The organism is Aliiruegeria haliotis (assembly GCF_003003255.1).
Classification (GTDB): Bacteria; Pseudomonadota; Alphaproteobacteria; order Rhodobacterales; family Rhodobacteraceae; genus Tropicimonas; species Tropicimonas haliotis.
This window is the reverse complement of sequence record NZ_PVTD01000001.1, coordinates 277,959-297,838: the sequence shown is the minus strand read 5'-3', so window position 1 is coordinate 297,838 and position 19,880 is coordinate 277,959. Positions and strand designations below refer to the sequence as shown.

The 19,880-nt window shown below is 66.7% G+C and carries 16 protein-coding genes; 8 read left to right on the top strand and 8 right to left on the bottom strand.

Annotation, left to right across the window (positions count from 1 at the left end; translation table 11 throughout):
• Positions 1-48: 48 nt before the first annotated feature.
• Positions 49-1,308 (bottom strand): sugar ABC transporter substrate-binding protein, encoded by a 1,260-nt coding sequence (locus tag CLV78_RS01300; protein WP_211300925.1) that lies wholly within the window; start codon positions 1,306-1,308, stop codon positions 49-51.
• Positions 1,309-1,440: 132 nt separating this feature from the next.
• Here CLV78_RS01300 and CLV78_RS01295 point away from each other — a divergent pair, with 132 nt between their 5' ends.
• The 7 genes from CLV78_RS01295 to CLV78_RS01265 all read left to right on the top strand — a co-directional run bounded on the left by CLV78_RS01295 (position 1,441) and on the right by CLV78_RS01265 (position 11,735).
• Positions 1,441-2,616 carry an ROK family transcriptional regulator gene (locus tag CLV78_RS01295; RefSeq protein ID WP_106202967.1) on the top strand — a complete coding sequence of 392 codons (1,176 nt, stop codon included), beginning with the start codon at positions 1,441-1,443 and terminating at the stop codon, positions 2,614-2,616.
• 277 nt (positions 2,617-2,893) lie between these two features.
• Entirely contained in the window at positions 2,894-5,368 is a 2,475-nt protein-coding gene (locus CLV78_RS01290) for a PIG-L family deacetylase (RefSeq protein WP_106202966.1), read from the top strand.
• A complete protein-coding gene (locus CLV78_RS01285) occupies positions 5,365-6,225 on the top strand; it encodes a DMT family transporter (RefSeq protein ID WP_106202965.1) in 861 nt (286 codons plus the stop codon). Before CLV78_RS01290 ends, CLV78_RS01285 begins: the two co-directional genes overlap by 4 nt.
• 279 nt (positions 6,226-6,504) lie before the next feature.
• Entirely contained in the window at positions 6,505-6,996 is a 492-nt protein-coding gene (locus CLV78_RS01280) for a MarR family winged helix-turn-helix transcriptional regulator (RefSeq protein ID WP_106202964.1), read from the top strand.
• Entirely contained in the window at positions 6,993-8,066 is a 1,074-nt protein-coding gene (locus CLV78_RS01275; RefSeq protein WP_106202963.1) for an efflux RND transporter periplasmic adaptor subunit, read from the top strand. The genes CLV78_RS01280 and CLV78_RS01275 overlap by 4 nt, the downstream gene beginning before the upstream one ends.
• An 11-nt stretch (positions 8,067-8,077) precedes the next feature.
• A complete protein-coding gene (locus tag CLV78_RS01270) occupies positions 8,078-11,146 on the top strand; it encodes an efflux RND transporter permease subunit (RefSeq protein WP_106202962.1) in 3,069 nt (1,022 codons plus the stop codon).
• Positions 11,147-11,291: 145 nt separating this feature from the next.
• Complete coding sequence (locus tag CLV78_RS01265) at positions 11,292-11,735, top strand: hypothetical protein (RefSeq protein ID WP_106202961.1); 444 nt, start codon at positions 11,292-11,294, stop codon at positions 11,733-11,735.
• A gap of 236 nt (positions 11,736-11,971) precedes the next feature.
• Here CLV78_RS01265 and CLV78_RS01260 read toward each other — a convergent pair whose 3' ends face one another.
• Positions 11,972-12,457: a phage holin family protein gene (locus CLV78_RS01260; RefSeq protein WP_106202960.1), complete on the bottom strand. Its 486-nt coding sequence runs from the start codon at positions 12,455-12,457 to the stop codon at positions 11,972-11,974.
• A 9-nt stretch (positions 12,458-12,466) separates the two neighbouring features.
• Entirely contained in the window at positions 12,467-12,769 is a 303-nt protein-coding gene (locus CLV78_RS01255) for a hypothetical protein (protein ID WP_106202959.1), read from the bottom strand.
• Between the two features lie 520 nt (positions 12,770-13,289).
• Between CLV78_RS01255 and CLV78_RS01250 the strand changes: the two genes are divergently transcribed.
• The gene (locus tag CLV78_RS01250; protein WP_106202958.1) at positions 13,290-14,093 is read left to right on the top strand and encodes a phosphodiesterase; all 804 of its coding nucleotides are present in this window, start codon (positions 13,290-13,292) and stop codon (positions 14,091-14,093) included.
• 226 nt (positions 14,094-14,319) lie between these two features.
• Here CLV78_RS01250 and CLV78_RS01245 read toward each other — a convergent pair whose 3' ends face one another.
• The 5 genes from CLV78_RS01245 to CLV78_RS01225 all read right to left on the bottom strand — a co-directional run bounded on the left by CLV78_RS01245 (position 14,320) and on the right by CLV78_RS01225 (position 19,831).
• Positions 14,320-15,153, bottom strand: a complete 834-nt coding sequence (locus CLV78_RS01245; RefSeq protein ID WP_106202957.1) for an inositol monophosphatase family protein — start codon at positions 15,151-15,153, stop codon at positions 14,320-14,322.
• 47 nt (positions 15,154-15,200) lie between these two features.
• Positions 15,201-16,538, bottom strand: a complete 1,338-nt coding sequence (locus CLV78_RS01240) for an NAD(P)/FAD-dependent oxidoreductase (RefSeq protein WP_106202956.1) — start codon at positions 16,536-16,538, stop codon at positions 15,201-15,203.
• A 141-nt stretch (positions 16,539-16,679) separates the two neighbouring features.
• On the bottom strand, positions 16,680-17,495 hold the full coding sequence (locus CLV78_RS01235) for an ABC transporter permease (RefSeq protein WP_106202955.1): 816 nt from the start codon (positions 17,493-17,495) through the stop codon (positions 16,680-16,682).
• A gap of 277 nt (positions 17,496-17,772) precedes the next feature.
• A complete protein-coding gene (locus CLV78_RS01230) occupies positions 17,773-18,669 on the bottom strand; it encodes an ABC transporter permease subunit (protein WP_106202954.1) in 897 nt (298 codons plus the stop codon).
• A gap of 4 nt (positions 18,670-18,673) precedes the next feature.
• A complete protein-coding gene (locus CLV78_RS01225) occupies positions 18,674-19,831 on the bottom strand; it encodes an ABC transporter ATP-binding protein (protein WP_106202953.1) in 1,158 nt (385 codons plus the stop codon).
• Positions 19,832-19,880 lie beyond the last annotated feature (49 nt).

Sequence of the window (19,880 nt, the reverse complement as noted above, 5' to 3'; positions counted from 1 at the left end):
GTGGAAAGAAGGGGCCCCGCGACGGGGCCCCAGTCGATCAGGAGGAGCTTACTTGTTGTAGTATTCGTCGAGGATCTTCTGCTCTTCCTCGGCGGCGGCGGCGAGGCTGTCGGCGACCGATGCGCCTTCGAGGTTGATCCGCTCGACCGCGTCCACCAGAACCTGCCGCTGGCCGGATTCATTGACGAACTTGGTGGTGTGGGCATATTCGAGGCCCCGGATGAACGGCCCGAAGACCGGGTCGGAGGCGTTCTTCTCGGTCATGCCGACGGACGGCTTGGCGGGAAGCTCGCCCACCGTGTCGAGCCAGATCTGCATCGCCTCGTCGGAGGTGATGTAGGCCATGAACTTCAGCGCGGCGTCGTACTTCTCGCCTTCGGCCTTCGTGGTGACGGCATTCACCCAGTAGGACGAGTAGTTGGACTGCGTGCCATCGGGCCCGGCCGGAAGCTCTGCCACGCCCCATTTCAGCCCGCGCTGCTTGTTGAGAGAGCCGATACGGAAGGACCCGTCGATATGCATGCCGGCGCGGCCGGCCTTGAACGCTGCCTGGGGCTCATCCATGAACCCGAAGGCGGTCACCTTCTCCGTGTTGGCCAGCCCGGTGTAGAACTCCAGTGCCTTGACCCCGGCCTCGCCCGCGTAGTTCACGGTCTTGTAATCGTCGAGATAGGGCTCGCCGCCGAACTGGCGCACCAGCACTTCGCGGAACCAGTGGTGATCCTGTGCGGTCATCCCGGCGGTGATGCCGACCTGTGTCAGGTTCCCGGCCCCGTCGGCCTTGGTCAGCTTCTTCGCGGTTTCCACCAACTCGTCGAGTGTTGCGGGTGGTCCTTCGATGCCGGCCTCCTCGAAGAGCCGCTCGTTGTAGAACAGCGCCAGCGAGCGCACGGCGGTGGGCAGCGCCCAGTAGGCCCCGTCGCCCTTCATCGCCTGCACCATCGGGAAGAACTCGGAATCGATCGTCTCGACCGGAAAGGCCTCCGCAGGCAGCGGCTGGATCAGCTCGGCCTCCACATAGTCATTGAGCCACCCGTAGAAGAGCTGCACCACATCCGGCCCTTCGCCAGCCGGAATCGCCGCGGCGACCTTGGTCCGGTAATCGGCATAGGGGAAGTGGGTCATCTTCACGGTGATGTCCGGGTTCTCCGCCTGGAAATTCTCGATCAGTTGCTCCATCGCGGCGACGCGCGCGTCGAAGAAATACTGCCAGTACTCGATCTCGACCGCGTTCGCGGCGCCCGCGAACAGCGCGGCGGCAGAGGTTGCGGCGGCAAGGGCCGCCCTTTTGAGCGAGGTGATACCCATGTGATGTCTCCCTGTTGACACCGAGCCCGTCACGTCCCGGACGGGTCTGCGGTCGTGGATGCTGGAGGTCTACTGCCCTCATAAAAACTCAAGTCGATTGAGTTATCAAGTGACTTGAGTTAATCCGATTTCATGACCGCACGCAGCGATACAGTCAGGGGTGCAAATGCCGGCCGTTCGCGCAGCCACAACCGCCGCGTGGTGCTCGACAAGGTGCGCGATGCCGGGAAGATCGGACGGGCGGAGATCGCCCGCGCCACCGGGCTGTCGACGCAGGCGGTTTCCAATATCATTGCCGAACTGGTGGCCGACGGGCTGCTGGTGGAGGACGGCCGCCGCTCCGCCGGGCGCGGATTGCCGGCGCTGCTCTATGCGCTCAACCCGAAAGGCGGCTTCGCCCTCGGCGTGGAGATCCGGCCCGATGCGCTGCTGATCTCGGTGCTGGATCTTGCCGGACAGGAGCTTTGTGCGCTGCGGGAGACGCTCGACACGACCTCGCCCGACTGGGTCTGCACCCGAATCAGGGACTTGCGCGACACGGCGCTGAGGTCGGCCCGCGTTCCGGCGCAAAAACTGCTCGGCGCAGGCGTGGTTCTGCCCGGGCCCTTCGGCACGACCGGCCTGTCCGACAGCGCCTCCGAACTGCCCGAATGGCAGCAGCTCGACGTCGCCTCCTGGCTGGCCGAGCGGCTCGACCTGCCAGTCATGGTGGAAAACGACGCCAATGCGGCGGCCATGGCGGAACGGGTCGCGGGCGTCGCACGGGAGTTGCACACCTATGCCTATCTGTATTTCGGCGCGGGGCTCGGCCTCGGGCTGGTGCAGGATCGGCGGCTGATGCGCGGCGCGTTCGGCAATGCCGGAGAGATCGGCCATGCCATGGTGCCCGGTCCGGACGGCGCGGTGGTGCTCGAACATGCGGTCAGCCGGGTGGCGGCACAGAAACACCTCGCGCGGAGGGGCGTGCATGCCACCACCGGCGGGCAACTCGAAACCCTGTACCGCGAGGCCAACCCGCATCTTCGGCAGTGGCTGGACCGCGCGGCCGAGCCCTTTTCCCATGCTGTCGCGATGATCGAGAACCTCCTGGATCCGCAGACGATCATCCTCGGCGGTGCGATGCCGGAAGGAATCCTCGATCACCTCATCGACTCGGTGACGCTCTCGGAGCATTCTGTCTCCAACCGGGCGGATCGGAATGTGCCCCGGCTCCTGCGCGGCCGTTCGGGACCGATGACGGCGGCGCGTGGGGCCGCGGCGCTGGTGATCAACCAGCGGTTCACCCCGCAGATTCCGGCGGGGCATTAGGGAGTGGACGTGGTGCAGACGATGGAAATGCGCGTTGCGCGATGTGCAGATGGCCGGACACAGGACGTTGCCCTGCCCCGGCGTGCGGGACGCTGTTGCGCCCTTTGCGAGGACCGTATTCCGGTGGTGGGGGGGGCATGCGACGGCCACAGAGACAGCCACCTTGCGGCACCGGCGCGCCCGACCGCGTGCGGCCTGCGCACACCGACCTCCGCGCCGCCACCGTCCGCCCTGTACCGCCCGACATGCCCAGATCCACGCAGCCCAGGACCCGCCCATGCCGCTTTCTGATCCTGACCGCATCCTGCGCGAGGCCAGCCAACCGCGCATCCTGCAACTCTGGTGGGCGCTGCGCCCGCTGACCTCGACTATCTCGTTCATGAATTCCGGCGCGCATCCCGACGACGAGACCTCGGCGATGCTGGCCGCGATGACATTCCGCGACGGCTTCGCGTTGTCCTATGCCTGCGCCAACCGGGGCGAAGGCGGGCAGAACGACATTGGCACCGAGATCACGGAGGACCTCGGCGTCCTGCGCACCGCAGAGATGGAACGTGCCGCCGATGTGCTCGACATGCGGCTCTACTGGCTGTCGGAAACGCCCGAAGACGCGATCTTCGATTTCGGGTTCTCCAAGTCCGGCAAGGAGACGCTGGGCAAGTGGGGCACGTCGCGCACGCTGCGCCGTTTCGTGCGCATCGTGCGGGAGGAACGGCCGGACATCCTCTGCCCGACCTTCCTCGACATCCCCGGCCAGCACGGCCACCACCGCGCGATGACAGAGACCGCGCACAAGGTGATGGAGGCCGCCGCCGACCCGGAGTTTTCCGGCAGCAGCCTGCCGCCCTGGCAGGTCTCCAAGCTCTATCTGCCGGCATGGTCCGGGGCGGGACAGGCCTATGACGACGACCTGCCGCCCCCGCCCGCGAGCCTGACCATCAAGGCAAAGGGACGCGACCCGGTCTCCGGCTGGAGCTGGGAGCGGATCGGCCAGCAGTCACGCGCCTTCCACCGCACGCAGGCCATGGGCCGCTGGATCGCCGCCGGAGAGGAGCGCGACTGGCCGCTGCACCTGGCCCGCAGCGTCGTGGACGGTCCGGAGGACGACATCCGCGCCGGGTTGCCGGCCACCCTGCGCGACCTGCCGCAATATGCCGGGGCGCCGGTGCTGACCGGCGCGCTCTCGCTGGCGCAGCGGGATATCGACAATGCGCTCTCGGCCTTCCCCGACAGCCATGGCGTTCTGGACCACGCCAGCAACGCGCTGCGCCACCTGCGGGAAGCCATTGCCATGTGCCCCGACAGGGCCGCCGCCACGGTGATGCACCGGCTGCGCCGCAAGGAACAGCAACTGGCCCGGGTCATCCGCCTCGCCGCCGAGGTCGAGGTGATCGGGCGTGCCGGGGACGACTGGCTGCACCCGGGGCAGGAAACCTCGCTCACCATCGAGACGCGGCAGGGCCTGGCGGAGACGCTGGATGTTTCGATGGAACTGCCCGACGGCTGGAAGGCGACCACGGATGGTCTTCGCCTCGCGCCCTCGGCGCCACCCTCCGATTGCTATCCCCCGGTGCATGACCCCGCCACCCCCCGCGCCCCTGCGCTGCGGGTGAAGGTCACTGCGCTTGGGCAGGAAAGCGTGAGCCACCTGCCGCTGGAGGTCACGCCGGTTGCCCTGCCCGCCGCCACGGCGACGCTCGCACCGTCGACCTGGGTCATGACCACCGCGGCGCCCCGGGTGATTACGCTGACGCTCTCGGACATCCACCCGGCCACCGCCACCCCGGCGCTGGTGCTGCCAGAAGGCTGGCGCGCGGACCGGACCGACCGCGGTTTCGACCTGCACCCGCCGGAGACACTGGACCCCGGCCTGATCGAGATCCCGTTGACGCTCGACGGCCACCCGGCGATGACGGTTCGCCGCATCGCCCACCCGCACATCGCCCCGCGGGCCCGCGCCTTTCCCGCCGCGCTGAAGCTGCGTGTGCTGGAGGTTTCCGTTCCCGAGACCCGCGTCGGCTATGTCGGCGCTGGCAATGACCGTGTCGCGCATTGGCTCGCCGCGATGGGCGCGGAGTCGCGGGAGCTTTCGGACAGCGACCTGACGGACGAGGCCGTTCTGGAGGGGCTGGACACCATCGTGGTCGGCATCTTCGCGATCCGCTTCCGGGAGGCGTTGCAGGCCGCCTTGCCCCGCCTTCACGCCTGGGTCGAGGCCGGTGGCAACCTGGTGACCCTCTACCACCGTCCCTGGGACAACTGGGATCCCGACAGCACGCCGCCGAGGCGGCTGGAGATCGGCCAGCCCAGCCTGCGCTGGCGCGTCACCGACGAAACGGCAGAGGTTACCTGCCTCTCGCCCGAACACGCCCTGCTGAACACGCCTAACACAATCGGCGCGGAGGATTGGGCAGGCTGGCACAAGGAACGCGGGCTCTATTTCGCGAAATCCTGGGACGAGGCCTACGAACCGCTGCTGGAGATGGCCGACCCGGAGGAAACACCGCACCAGGGCGCCCTTCTGGCCGCACGCATCGGGCAGGGTCGCCATGTGCACTGCGCGCTGATCCTGCACCACCAGATGGAAAAACTGGTGCTCGGCGGGTTCCGGTTGATGGCGAACCTGATCGCAAAGCCCGCCTTCCCGCCCGACCCTGACCCGGAGTCCGGATCGGATCACGGAACCGAACAGGACGGGGATCGCACCGACAGCGCGGAGACAGCCACAGAGACGGATTCCGCAGCGGAATGACGCCCCGCCGAAGCAACCTCGCGGGCGGCGCCTGGCTGCTGGCGGACATGTCGCTGAATATCTGGGCGCTCTCCATCGTCAAGGCGATGGGGCTGGACTATCCGCCCGCGCAGATCGTCTTCCTGCGCGCCCTGACCGGGCTGGTGCTGATCGCGCCGTGGATCTGGCGCGACCGGGCCCGGCTGCGCGGGGTCGACGACCTGTCGCTGCACCTGCTGCGGGTCGCCCTCTCCGTCACCGCGCTGGCGGCCAGTTTCCACGCCGTGGCGCGCGTGCCCTTCGCGCTGTTTTCCGCGGTCAACTTTACCCGGCCACTGGTCATCATGGTTCTGGCGGCGCTGCTGCTGGGCGAGACCATCGGCCCGCGCCGCTGGGCGGCAGCGGCGCTGGCATTGCTGGGGGTGCTGATCGCCATCAACCCGTTCAACACCCCGCCGACGGAGGGGCTGGCGACGCTGTTCCTCGCGGTTCTGGCCGGAGCCAGCGCCACGATCGTCCTGCGCCGCCTGCGCGACACGCATCCGCTGGTGCTGATGACGTTCTACACGGTCGGGCTGACGCTGCTCACCGCGCCCTTCGCCGCCGCGGGCTGGCGACCGCTCGAAATGGAGGCGCTGTTGCCGCTGCTCTGTATCGGCCTCTTCGCCCAGAGCGCGCAACTCTGCTTCCTGCGGGCCCACCACCTTGGCGAGGCTGGCTTCCTGTCGGTGCTCGGCTACCTCTCGCTCGTGCTCTCCACCGCCGTCGGCTACCTGGTCTTCGGCGAGGTGCCCCGCCCCGGCTTCTTCCTCGGCGCGACGCTGGTGATCGGCGCCGCGCTCTGGGTCACGACCGCCGCCCGGCGCGCTGCGGCCTGAGGTCGCTGCTCGGAAGGCCGGACTGCTCCACACGAACCGAGGCCCGGCCCGGGTTTCCCGGCCCACACCTCCGAAGCCGGGAGCCGCGACCCAACCCGGCCGCCCAGCGTGCGGACTATCCGCAATCGCCTTCCCGCCGACGCACGAGGCCCGAGTCAATGGGTCAGCCATGTGCGCTGGCGCACGCTGATATGCATTTTTGCATCGAAATCCGGACATTTTCCTCTTTGGATATTTCAAATTATGAAATAGTTACGGCCCGAGAAACCGAGAGACGCCATGACCCCCGAACCCACCGACTGCCTGCTGGGCGATGACATCCAGTCGATCCCGACCGAGTTGCGGATCATGTTCAGCACCATGCTGCTGTTCCGCTCCATCGAGGCGCGGATGGATGAGATGAACCTGGATGATCAGCCAATGTCCAAGTCCGAACGGCACATGCTGGTCCACCTTGGCGTGCCGCGTCGGATGGGCCAGATGGCGGAGGATCTGTACACCCTGCCCTCTGCCGTCACCGCCATTGCCGACAGTCTTGAGGCGCGCGGGCTGCTGCTGCGCGAGCGCGACCCGGAAGACCGGCGCGCCTGGCAATTGCGCCTCACGCCCGACGGCGAGGAAGCCCGGCATCGCCTGATCGATAAGACCGGCGCGCTCTTCCGCGAGATCACCGGCCTCGACCAGGCCGATATCGACCGCTTTGGCGAGCTTGCCGTCAAGGTATCGACGAACATTCTGAAAACCGGATTGCCCAAGGGACTGACACTATGACCGCCCCACGCCTTATTGCGATTGCCCTGCTGTCCGGCGCCGTTGCCCTTGCGGCCGTGGCGCAGGGCACGATTTCCGCCGACCCCGAGCCGGAACAGGCGCTCAAGCCCGTGAAGCTGATGACCGTCGAGGCCAGCAAAACCGCGATCTCGCGCCAGTTCTTCGGCCGTGTCGCGGCGAAGAAGACGGTCGACCTCGCCTTCCAGGTGGGCGGCCAGATCCGCAGCTTTCCCGTGCTCGAAGGCCAGTCCGTCGCCCGCGGCGAAGTCATCGCGCAGCTCGACCTGCGGAACTTCGAACTGGCGCTGGAACAGGCCCGGCTGTCGAAGGAGCAGGCCGACCGGACGGTCGACCGACTGCGCAAGCTGAAGGGCTCCACCGTGAGCCAGGTCAGCATCGACGACGCGGAGACCGCCGCGAACCTGGCCGAGATTGCGGTGGAAAACGCGGAGATCGCGCTGGAAGATGCCACGCTGCATGCGCCCTTCGATGCGCTCGTGGCCTCCCGCTCGGTGGAGAACTTCACCACGATCAACGCAGGCACGCCCGTGGTGCGCCTGCATGACATGTCAGAGCTGCGGGTCGAGATCGACGTGCCGGAAGTGCTGGTCCAGAAGGCCGGGCTTGCCGACGACGTTCAGGTGACGGCACGGTTTCCGGCCTCTGACGAGATCTTCGACCTGGAGGTCCGGGAGCTGAAGGCGGAGACCTCCAACATCGGCCAGACCTACCGCGCCACCTTCGGCATGGCCCCGCCCGAGGGGCTGGGCATCCTGCCGGGATCCTCCGTGACTGTCTGGACGGAGCTCAGCAAGGAGAGCAAGGGCATCGTGATCCCGGCCTCCGCCGTGCACATCGACCCCGACGGCTCCACCTGGGTCTTTCGCTACGAGCCCAAGGGCGCCGCCGAGGGCACCCTGACCAGACGGTCCGTCACCCTCGAACCCAGCGACACGGGCGAGGTTCACGTGCTGGACGGTATCGAGGCCGGCGACGAGATCGTGCTGGCGGGGGTGAACGCCCTTGAGGACGGCATGGCCGCCCGTCGCTTCGTCGGCTTCGGCAACTGAGGGCGCCAGACATGACCATCGCACGCGCCTCCATCGAGCGGCCGATCTACACCTGGCTGATCATCCTCGGCTGCCTGCTGGGCGGGCTCTGGGGTTTCAACTCCATCGGTCGGCTGGAAGACCCGGCCTTCACCATCAAGAACGCGGTCGTCATCACGACCTACCCCGGCGCCACGGCCGAACAGGTGGCGCAGGAAGTCTCCGAACCCATCGAGTCGGAGATCCAGAAGATGGGCGAGGTGGACACGATCACCTCCATGAACCGCCCCGGCTATTCGCTGATCGAGGTGGAGATCAAGTCCACCTATGACGGCACCGAACTGCCGCAGATCTGGACCGACCTGCGCAACCGGGTGTCGGACGCCGCGCTGCCCGAGGGGGTGAACACGCCTTATGTGAACGACAGTTTCGGCGACGTCTTCGGCCTGTTCTACGCGATCACGGCGGACGGCTACACGGATGCGGAAAAGCACGAGCTGTCGAGTTTCCTGCGACGCGAGCTGCTCGCGGTGGAGGGCGTTGCGGATGTCGAGGTCTCCGGCCTGCCGGACGAGGCGATCTTCGTCGAGCCCGACATGACCCGCGCCGCCAACCAGAACATTCCGCCCGAAGCACTGGCGGCGGCGCTGGCGACGGCGGATACCGTGAACGATTCGGGCGCGGTGGAGCGGGGCACCAGCCGCATGATCATCCAGCGCCCGCAGGGCGACGACACGGTGTCGGCAATTGCCGGGCTGACCGTCGGGGTGGGCGGCGAGGTGCTGAACCTCTTTGACATCGCGGATGTCTATCGCGACCGGCAGGACAACCCCTCCCTGCTGATCCGTCACAATGGCGAGGACGCCTTCACCCTGGCCGTGGCCGGGCTGTCCAGCGAGAACATCGTGGAGATCGGCAAGCGGGTCGATGCGCGGCTGGCCGAACTGGACGCCGAGATTCCCTTCGGCGTAGAGATGGACCCGATCTACCAGCAGCACGTGGTGGTCGAGGATTCGGTCAACAGTTTCCTCGAAAGCCTCGCCATGTCGGTGGGCATCGTGGTGCTGGTGCTGGCACTCGCCATGGGCTGGCGCGCGGCGGTGGTCGTGGGCATGACGCTGCTGCTCACGGTGGTCGGCACGGTGTTCTTCATGAACATGTTCTCGATCGAGCTTGAGCGGATCTCGCTCGGGGCGCTGATCATCGCCATGGGAATGCTGGTGGACAACGCCATCGTGGTTGCCGAGGGCATGCAGGTGGCGATGCAGCATGGGCGTAAGGGCCCGCAGGCCGCAGACGAGGCCACGAAGAAGACGCAGGTGCCGCTGCTCGGGGCGACGGTGATCGGCATCATGGCCTTTGCCGGCATCGGCACCAGCCCGGACGCTACCGGCGAGTTCCTGTTCTCGCTTTTCGCGGTGATTGCCATATCGCTGATGCTCAGCTGGATCCTCGCGATCACCGTGACGCCGTATCTCGGCAACAAGCTCTTCCGGGAGATCGACGCCGGCGACCAGGATGCCTATGGCGGGCCGCTCTTCCGGGCCTTCGGCTGGACGCTGGGGCTGGCGCTGCGCCTGCGCTGGCTGGTGGTTGTCGGGTTGATTGCGATCACGGCGCTGTGCTTCAACGCCTTCGCCAAGCTGCCACAGCAGTTCTTCCCCGACAGCAACACGCCCATCTTCTTCGTCCACTACAAGCTGCCGCAGGGCAACTCGATCAACACCACCTCGGCGCATATGGCGCTGGTGGAGGACTGGCTCGGCGCACGCGAGGACGTGGTGTCCTACACGACCTTCGTCGGACAGGGGGCGTCGCGTTTCATGCTGACCTACGCGGCGGAGAACGCAAACCCGACCTATGGCCACCTGATCGTGCGCACGGAAACCATCGACGACATTCCGGCGCTGAAGGCCGAACTGGATGCGTTCGGCGCAGAGATGCTGCCGGAAGGCGAGTTCCGCACCGAGCGGCTGGTCTTCGGCCCCGGAGGCGGCGCCGATATCGAGGTCCGCCTGTCGGGCAACGATCCGGAAGTGCTGCGCGAGCTTGCCGCACAGGCGATGGAGATCATGGATGCCGAAAGCAGCAACCTTACCCAGTTGCGCACCGACTGGCGCGAGCAGGAGCTGGTGCTGCGCCCGATCTATGCCACCGACCGCGCGCAGGCTGCCGGGGTCACCCGGGACGACATCGCCAACGTGCTGCTCTATGCGACCGACGGCAGCCGCGGCGGTACCTACCGGGAGAACGATCGCCTGATCCCGATCATCGTGCGCCAGCCGGCCGAATCCGACCTGTCTCTGCTGGATCAGGTGGTCTTCTCCTCCTCCGCACAGACCTTCCTGCCCATCGAGCAAGTGGTCGACGGCTTGGAGTTCATCCCGGAGAACACCCTGGTCCACCGCCGCGACAGGCAGTTGACGCTGACCGTGCAGGCCGGCGTCGCCGACGGCATCACCGCCGCCGGGGCCCATGCGGAGATCCGGGACGCCATAGAGGCGATGGAGCTTCCGATCGGCTACAAACTGGAATGGGGCGGCGAGTTCGAGGCTTCGGGTGACGCGCAGGCCGCGCTTGGCACGCAGCTTCCGATCTCGTTCCTGATCATGGTTCTGATCTCCATCGTGCTCTTCAACGCACTGCGGCAGCCGTTGATCATCTGGCTACTGGTGCCGATGTCAGTGAACGGTGTCGTGATCGGGCTGGGCATGACGGGCCTGCCGTTCAGCTTCACCGCCCTTTTGGGCCTGCTGAGCCTGTCGGGGATGCTGATCAAGAACGGCATCGTGCTGGTGGAGGAAATCGACCTGTTGCGGTCCGAGGGGCAAGAGTTGAAGCCTGCGATCATTCGCGCCTCCGTCTCCCGTCTTCGGCCGGTGATGCTGGCCGCGGCCACGACGATCCTGGGGATGATCCCGCTGCTGGGCGATGCCTTTTTCGTCTCCATGGCGGTGACGATCATGGGCGGGCTCGCCTTCGCCACGATCCTGACGCTGATTGCGGCGCCGGTGCTCTACTACATCTTCTTCCGCCGCAGCGAGATCCGGGAGATGCGGGCCCGCGCGGCGCGGGAGATTGCACCGCCTGCCCCGGCCTGACGACAGGCCGCGATCGCCACAGCAGAAACGCCGTCCCGTGGGGGCGGCGTTTTTTCCTGCGCAATGCGGGCCCAATCAGCCCCTTGGCAGGCGGGCACATCCGACGGATGGTGGTCTGGCGCCCCCGGCAGCCAGAGGAGCCCAGATGAGACCGCATCCTGCCTTTGCCAAGCGAAAGATCCCGTCCGAGCATGATCTTGGCCCGGTGCGGCTGAAGGCGCTTTGCGTGGACGATCTTGAACGGGATTTCGAAGCGGTGATGGAGAGTGCTGCCGACATCAAGGCGGCGAACCCGACGATGAGCCGGCCGGACGGCCTGACGCTGGACAAGAACCTCATCGACCTTGCCTGGCATCAGAAGGAGTTCGAGTCGCGGCGCAGCTTTGCCTGGGTGATCGAGGATGGCGAGGGTGCGTATCTCGGCTGCCTCTACGTCTATCCCTCCATCACCGGGGAAGACGCGGCCAATGTGCATTGGTGGTGGCGCACCGGTGTCGCCACCGACGACCCGGCCTTCCGAACCGACCTGGCCGAATGGCTTTCGGGCGCCGACTGGCCACCGCTGGATTACAGGTTGCAAAAGGCCTGAACGACACGCCGGGCGCCACGTCCAGTCCTGCGGCTTTGCCCGTGCCGGGCCACCCGCGCGTGGATCGAACCGGGCACGGGGGCGATCATGGATACGCGTGATCCCATCCTCCCGGAAATGGCCCACCGCGCACGTGGCAGCGTCGCCGAAGGCCAGTGTTCAGCTGCTGTGTCCGAATATCGGCGCACACGCATGTGGCACGCCGGAGCGTACCCGGTTCCAGTTGCAGCGCAGCGTTATTTCCTGAGGGATTTCAGAAGGATCGACAGGAGCGGCGCCAGAAGGTTCGGCATCGCCGAGCCGACGGGATCGCGGGCCATGCGGCGCAGGGTGTCGGCCATCTCGCCGACCTCCGACAGGGCGTCGGACACCTCTGCCTCGATGTCCTCCACGGCGAGATCCCGCACCTCGATCACCGGTTCAAGCTCCGCTTCGGCCGACATTCGCCCGGCGATCAAGGCCAGCACACCGGCGAGCCCGAAATTGACCAGCGCGACAATCCCCCCGGCCGCGGCTTTTCCAAGCGAGGCCGCGATCCAGTAGAAAGCGCCGACATTGACCATGACCACGCCGATCCCGGCGATCAGCCCGGCAAAGGCCACCAGCGTTGTCTGGCTACGAAGCACGGCCATGCGGCGGCGGGTGATGACCCGCTCCGCCCGCATCGCGACCGACAGGTTGCGGGCGACCCGGGTGCGGGCGCGGCTGAGGTTCTTTCCCATGGGACCCTCCTATTTCGACATCCGCCCGGCGAGGAAGCCGAGCGCGAAGGCACCGAGTGCCGTGAGAACGGGTTTGTTCTGCGGCAATGCGCCAAGTTCTTCGGAGAGCTGCTCCAGCAGGCGCTCGAAATCGCCGACCGCGAGGCCGTGTTCCGACAGGAACCCGTCAATCGCGCTTTCCTTGCCCGCATCGCCCTTGCGGGACCCGCCGTCGTCCGCCTCCGCGTCCGTATCTGTGTCCGGATCGGGGCGTGCGGCCAACTCTTCCCGCAAGCGTTTGAGTTCCTCTTCGAGTTCCGCCTTGGTCGCCATCGTTCTCCCCTCGCCCGTGAAGGCTACGTTCAACCTTGCCCGTAGCTCACCGGAATATTGAGCTTTTCCATCGATGACCCTACCCCCTACGCCGGCTTCCGGCAATCTTTCCGACGGCTTGCAGGTGCACCGGCACCACAGGGCCGGGACGCGACCACTGCGATTGCAGCCGGTCCCATCGTCGGTGTGGGCGGACTCCCGGCCCGCCAGAACGTGCAACCGCAAGGGACGCGATGGCTGCGGGCGGCCGTTGCCGGGCCGGGGTCCGGTGGGACGGTTCCGCTCTCCCGCGTCGCGCCAAATGCCCAACGGACGTGCGTCGCGCCGCACCGCGCGCAATCTTCGGGCACGTTGCGACTGCACCTGCCTGCAAGCGGCGCCGGGCGGTGCGCTCGGATTGACCGACCTGGCGCACCAAGCCATCCATTCGGCGAACACTGGCCCCGCGCGGATGGCAACGTGGCCCGCGCCACGACGCCCGCGCAGGCCATCCAGTCACCGCCCGAGGAAGGGACCCGCCGTGAGCCGCATTCTCCAGATATCCGACTGCCATGTCGTTGCCCCCGGCCAGCGCGCCAATCGCGTTGTCGACACCGGTGCCGCGCTCGAAGACACGGTGGCGACGATCAACCGCCTGTTGCCGCAGATCGGCCCGGTGGATGCGGTGATCGTCACCGGCGACCTGACCGACAACGGCACGCCGGAGGAATACGCCCGCTCCCGGGACATCCTGTCGGCACTCACCCTGCCGTGGCTGGCGGTGCCGGGCAACCACGACCAGCGCGAGCCCATGCGCCGGGCCTTTGCCGACGCCCGCTGGATGCCGGAGCACGGACCGATCCGGTGGCGGCTCGACCTGCCCGACCTTGCCGTGCTCGCCCTCGATACGCTGGTCGAAGGCGGCGCGCACGGCGCCCTGTCAGAGGCATGTCTGGACTGGCTCGCGGCAGAACTCGCCACCCTTGCGCCGAAGCCGGTTCTGGTTGCCTTGCACCACCCGCCCGTGGCGACCGGTATCCTGCCGATGGACCGGATCAACCTGCGAGAGGCCGATGGGCTGCGCAGGGTGCTCGACGCCTATCCCGGCGAGCGGCGGCTGCTCTGCGGTCATGTCCATCGCTGTATCACCGGCCGCTTCGGCAGCACGCCCTGCCAGATCGCGCCCGGCACCTCGCATGCCGTCACCGCCAACCTGCGGGAGGACAACCCGAACAGCCTGACCTTCGAGCCGAACGGCATGCTGCTGCATGAATACCGGGACGGGTTGATGTCCAACCTTCTGCCCATCGGCGACTTCGACGGCCCCCACCGGTTCGGGGGCTGATGGGACAACCGTCCCGGCCCGCTGCATGTGGGCGTGGACAGCGTGCCCATGCAATCGCGCGCCGAACGATTTCCGCGCGCGCCTGACCCGGTGCCCGAATTGGAAGATCGCCGGCCGGCACTCCCCCTGACGTCCCTGCGACGGTCGCACGGGGGATCGGTCTGTCGGGCCGCGACATCCATTGTCCCGCCCCCGGGTCCTGGCATCGGACGGGGCGGCGGTGTGCTCAGCCGACCACCCAGCCAAAACTCTCTCGCAGGTCGGCGAGGATCTCCGGCGTGCGGGCCATGACCATGTAGCCATCCGTGATCGTCGGCGCATAGTCCCGCCCGTCCAGCAGGCCGATCGAACCGCCGGCCTCCTGGTAGGCCAGCGCGCCGGCGGCATGGTCCCAGGGCATGAGCTTGAGGTCGATGGCGAACTTTCCGGCGCCGAAACACATCGTCCGGTAGGTTTGGCAGGCACAGCGCAGGTCGATCACGCGCCCCCGCTGGAGCAAGCCGATCTGGAAACGTTCGCGCATGTGCTCCGGCAACAGCCACGGGGCGCTGAAGCCCGCGAACTCCGTCGGGCCATCGTCGGGCTCGATGGACAGCCGGCGCGGCGCGCAGTCCGGTGAAGCATACCAGCAGCCCCCGCCCTTTCGGGCGAGGATCCAGTCGTCGCCCAGCGGCTCGTAGAGCAGACCAAACACGGTCTCCCCCCTGTGGGTCACCGCCAGCAGGACACCGAACACCGGCAACCCCTTGGCGAAATTCCAGGTGCCGTCGATCGGGTCGACGATCACGCAGGTCTCGTCCCGGCCGATGAGATCGAGCAACGCCGGATCGTCGGCCACGGCCTCCTCTCCGACCACCGTTGCGCCGGGAAGGATACCGGCCACGGCGGCGGTGATGGATGCCTCGGACGCCTTGTCGGCCACGGTCACCAGATCATCGGCGTTCGCCTTGCTGTCGATCGCACTGGCGTCGAGGTTGCGAAAGCGGGGCAGGATTTCGGACCGGGCGGCGGTGCGCACCGCTTCGATCAGGGCCTGTTCCTGTTGCTGCGTCGGGATCATGGCACGGGCCTTTCACATGGACCAAAAAGGAGGCGCGGCGGGCGACGTCAGCCGCGATCGGCCCATTGATACCAACGATAGACGACAGGCAATACCGCACGTCGAAACCGGCCCAGCGGAAAGCGACCCATGGGCGCGCGCATGAGCGCGGGAAAGGGGCGGCGGGGCGCGCGGCCGAGCGCCAGATCGGCGAGCAACCCGCCCGCGTAGCTGCCCATGGCCACCCCGTTGCCGTGATAGCACATCGCCGCGAAGCCGTTCGCGTGACTGCCAAGCGACCCGACATAGGGCGTGAGATTGCGTGACATCGCCAGCAGGCCAGACCAGAAATGCGGCGTTTCCACATGACGCCATTCGGGGAAGATGCGGTCGAAATCGGTCCGGGCGGTCTGGTGAAAGGCGGCCTGCGCCTCCGCGGTCGCGCGCATCGCGCCACGGATGCCAAAGAGCATCCGGCCATCCGGCATCAGGCGGAAGTAGTGCAGCAAGGTGCGCGTGTCATAGCACATCTGGTGCGAGGTCCAGCCCTGCGCGGCGCGTTCTGCCTCGGTCAGCGGGCGGGTGACGAGCACGTTGGATTGCACCGGAAGGTAGCGCCCGGCGAGCCAGTCCGGCAGGTCGTCGGAGCTGTAGCCGTTGGTCGCCAGCAGGAGCTTGCGGGCGCGGATCTTGCCTTTCGGCGTGCGCGCCGACCAGCCGTTCGCCGTTTCCTCCAGCGCGAGCGCGGCCGAAGCTCCGAAGATGCGGGCCCCTGCGTCCCGTGCCGCCAGCGCCAGCCCGGTGGCGTATTTCAACGGGTTGAGCGCAAAACCGATGGGGGTGGTGACGGCGCCGTGGAACTCCCCGCTGGCCATCCCCTGCCCTGCAAGCTCATCCTTCGACAGCTGCTCGCAGGTCGCGCCATGAAGCGCGCGGACTTCGCGGGCGACGTTCCGCAGTGTCGGCAGGTCGGAGGCACGGTGGGCGAGCAGCGTCTCCCCCTCCGAATGGGTGTCGGCCTCGATCCCGAACCGGTCGAGCGTATCCCGCACCTGAAGAACCGCCTCCCGCTGGGCATCGGCAAAGCACCGGGCGTCGCTTTCACCGAACTTGCGTACCAAGGCGGCATGCCCGATCTTCGCCCCGCCAAGGCAGCAGAACCCGCCATTGCGTCCGGACGCGCCCCAACCGGGGGTTTCCGCCTCCAACAGGGCAACATCGGCCCCGGCCTCCGCCAGATCCAGCGCCGCCGTCAGGCCGGTGTAGCCACCGCCAATAACGAGGTAGTCGCAGGTCAGGTCGCCACGGGCCTCGGGCCAGTCGGGTCGCGCGTCCATGGTCGTGGGCCAGAACCCGCTTTGCAGCGGGCCATCTTCATAGGCGAAGGATTCGTAAATGCGCTTCATGGGCAGGTGTCACCGGGATGGGCTGGCGGCCAGAGGTCGCGCGACGGTTGGGACCGGCCGGCGGTGGCAGGGGTGCCGCCCCCCCGCGCGACCACGCGGCCAAGATGTGCCGGTCCGGGTGCTGTGCCCGAACCGATAGGATCAGGCCTGTGCCGCCTCCCGCTCCTCGCGTTGCTGGCGCGCGATGGCCTGTTTCGACAGCAGCGACGTCGCGATCACGCCGACGGTCACGATGGCGATCATGATCGTCGACAGCGCGTTGATCTCTGGCGAGACGCCGAGCCGCACGGATGAGAAGATCTTGATCGGCAGGGTCGTCGAGGACGGGCCGGCGGTGAAAGAGGCAATCACCAGATCGTCGAGCGAGAGGGTGAACGCCAGCAGCCACCCGGAGATCACGGCGGGCAGGATGATCGGTAGCGTCACGAGGCGGAAGGCCTCGAACGGCGTACAGCCAAGGTCCAGCGCCGCCTCCTCCACCGAGCGGTCGAAGGAAACCAGCCGCGAGGACACCACCACCGAGACATAGCACATGGAGAATGTGGCATGGGCCAGCACGATCGTCAGCACGCCCCGGTCGAGCCCGATGGAAATGAACAGCAGCAGCAGCGACAGGCCGGTGATCACCTCGGGCATCACGAGCGGGGCGTAGATCATGCCGGAGAACAGCGTGCGCCCGAAGAACCGCCCGCCGCGCACCATGACATAGGCCGCCATCGTGCCGAGCACCGTGGCCGCCGTGGACGACAGCACCGCCACCTTCAGCGTCACCCAGGCGGCATCTAGGAAGGCCTCGTTCCGGATTAGCTCCCCGTACCACTTGGTCGAGAACCCTGCCCAGACCGTCACCAGCTTCGAGCTGTTGAACGAGAAGATGATGAGGATCAGCATCGGGATGTAGAGGAAGGCGAAGCCGAGCGTGAGCGAGACGGCGTTGAACCAGGTGATGCGTCTCATCGGAAGGCCCTCCGCTGCTCGGATCGGAGCGTATGTGTCCCGGTGTCACCTCTCTGGTGCGGGCGATTCGCCAGTTGTCCGGCGAGTGCTGCACGCGCGCCTGCCGACAGGGCATTGCCGTGCAATACACGACAGGACCCGCCCGCCGTGGGCGCGCTGCGGTGACCTCGGCAGCCGTCCCGGGCGCATTCGGAGCGTTGCGGGGAACCGCTGAGCATCCGCGATTCGATAGGTCCCGTCAGCGTCGGGCGGGACATGTCGTGCAAAAGGGTCACGCTCATTGCTCCGCCTCCTGCTGTTTCTCCTGATGCTTCTGGAAAAGGATGATCGGCACGATCAGCAGCAGCAGCAGCACCACCGCCACCGCCGAAGCCACCGGCCAGTCGCGGTTGGAGAAAAACTCCTCCCATAGCACCTTGCCGATCATCAGCGTGCCGGAGCCGCCGAGCAGCGAGGGAATGACGAACTCGCCAAGCGCCGGGATGAACACCAGGAAGCAACCCGCGATGACCCCCGGCCGGGACAGCGGGATCGTCACCAGCCAGAAGGCCGAGGTGCGCGAACAGCCAAGGTCCTCGGCGGCCTCCAGCAGCGAGGCATCGAGTTTCTCCAGCGTGGCGTAGATCGGCAGAATCATGAACGGCAGGTAAGTGTAGACGATGCCGATATAGACAGCCGTGTTGGTGTTCAGGATGGTCAGCGGCTCGGCGATGATCCCGGTCCAGAGCAGGAACTGGTTCAGGAAGCCCTCGGTGGAAAGGATCCCCATCCAGGCGTAGACACGGATCAGGAAGGAGGTCCAGAACGGCAGGATCACCAGCATCATCAGCGTCGGACGCCACTGGTCGGGCGCGTTCGCCATGCCGTAGGCGATCGGGAAGCCCACCAGCAGCGTCAGCACGGTGGAAAAGACCGCGATCTGAAGGCTGGAGAGATAGGCCTTCCAGTAGAGGTCATCCTCGGTCAGCCAGACGTAGTTCTCGAAATCGAGCTCGGAGAGGAACTCCCTGAACCCGGCCCAGCCGGTGGAGAGGTCCAGCGTCGGCAGGTAGGGCGGAATCGCCAGCGCAGTGTCGCTGAGCGAGATCTTGAACACGATCCCGAAGGGCACGAGGAACAGCGCCAGAAGCCAAAGGTAGGGGATCAGGATGAGGAATGTTCTGCGGGGGTTCATCACATCACCCCGTCAGGACCACGCCGGCAGTCTCGGTCCAGGAAAGCCAGACCTCGTCCTCCCAGGTAATGTTGCGCCGCGCAATCCGCCGGTTGTTGGCCAACTGCGCCTTGATGATCACCCCTGTGGGCAGTTCCACGTGATAGGTCGACATGTTGCCCAGATAGGCGATGTCGAGCACCTTTCCGTGCACGATGTTGCTGCTGCCTTCCGGATGGTCCTTGGAGATCGCCACCTTTTCGGGGCGGATCGCGAAGGTGCAGCGGGTGCCGTCGGGCACCTCCCCCATCGGGGTTCCGACAATCGGCGGCTCGCCTTCGCGCCAGTGGATTTCCACCTTGCCATCCTCGTGATGCGCGGCGGCATTGCCCTCGATCAGGTTCACGTCGCCAATGAAATCGGCCACGTAGGTGGTATTGGGCGTCTCGTAGATCCGGTCGGGCGTATCGACCTGCACCATGCGGCCGTGATCCATGACCGCAATGCGGGAGGCCACGGTCATTGCCTCCTCCTGGTCATGGGTCACGATCACGAAGGTTGTGCCGGTCTTCTCCTGGATTTCCATCAGCTCGAACTGGGTTTCGGTGCGCAGCTTCTTGTCCAGCGCGCCGAGCGGTTCGTCCAGCAGCAGCAGCTTGGGCGCCTTGGCGAGGGAGCGGGCCAGCGCCACCCGCTGCCGCTGGCCGCCGGAGATCTGGTGCGGCTTGCGGGAGGCAAATTTCTGAAGCTGGACCAGGCGCAGCATCTCTTCGACACGGGCGTCGATCCGGTCCTTCGGCAGCTTGTCCCGCTTCAACCCAAAGGCGATGTTCTCACGCACCGTCAGGTGCGGAAACAGCGCGTAGGACTGGAACATCATGTTCACCGCCCGACGGTTCGGCGGCACCGGGCCGATGTCCTGCCCGTCAAGCAGGATCGTGCCCTCGGTCGGCGTCTCGAACCCGCCCAGCATCCGCATCAACGTGGTCTTGCCGCACCCCGATGGCCCCAGCAACGCAAAGAACTCGCGCGCGTAGATGTCCACGGTCAGGTCGTCGATCGCGGTGAAATCGCCGAACCGCTTGGTGACATTGCGAAACTGGATCAGCGGCTGCGCGTCGGGATCCTTCCAGGGAGCGAATTCGGACGGGCCGGTTCCAGTGGCGGGCGCGGGATCGGACATGGCGGTACTTCCGGTCGGGAGAAGGGACGGAAAAACCCCGCGCCGGTGT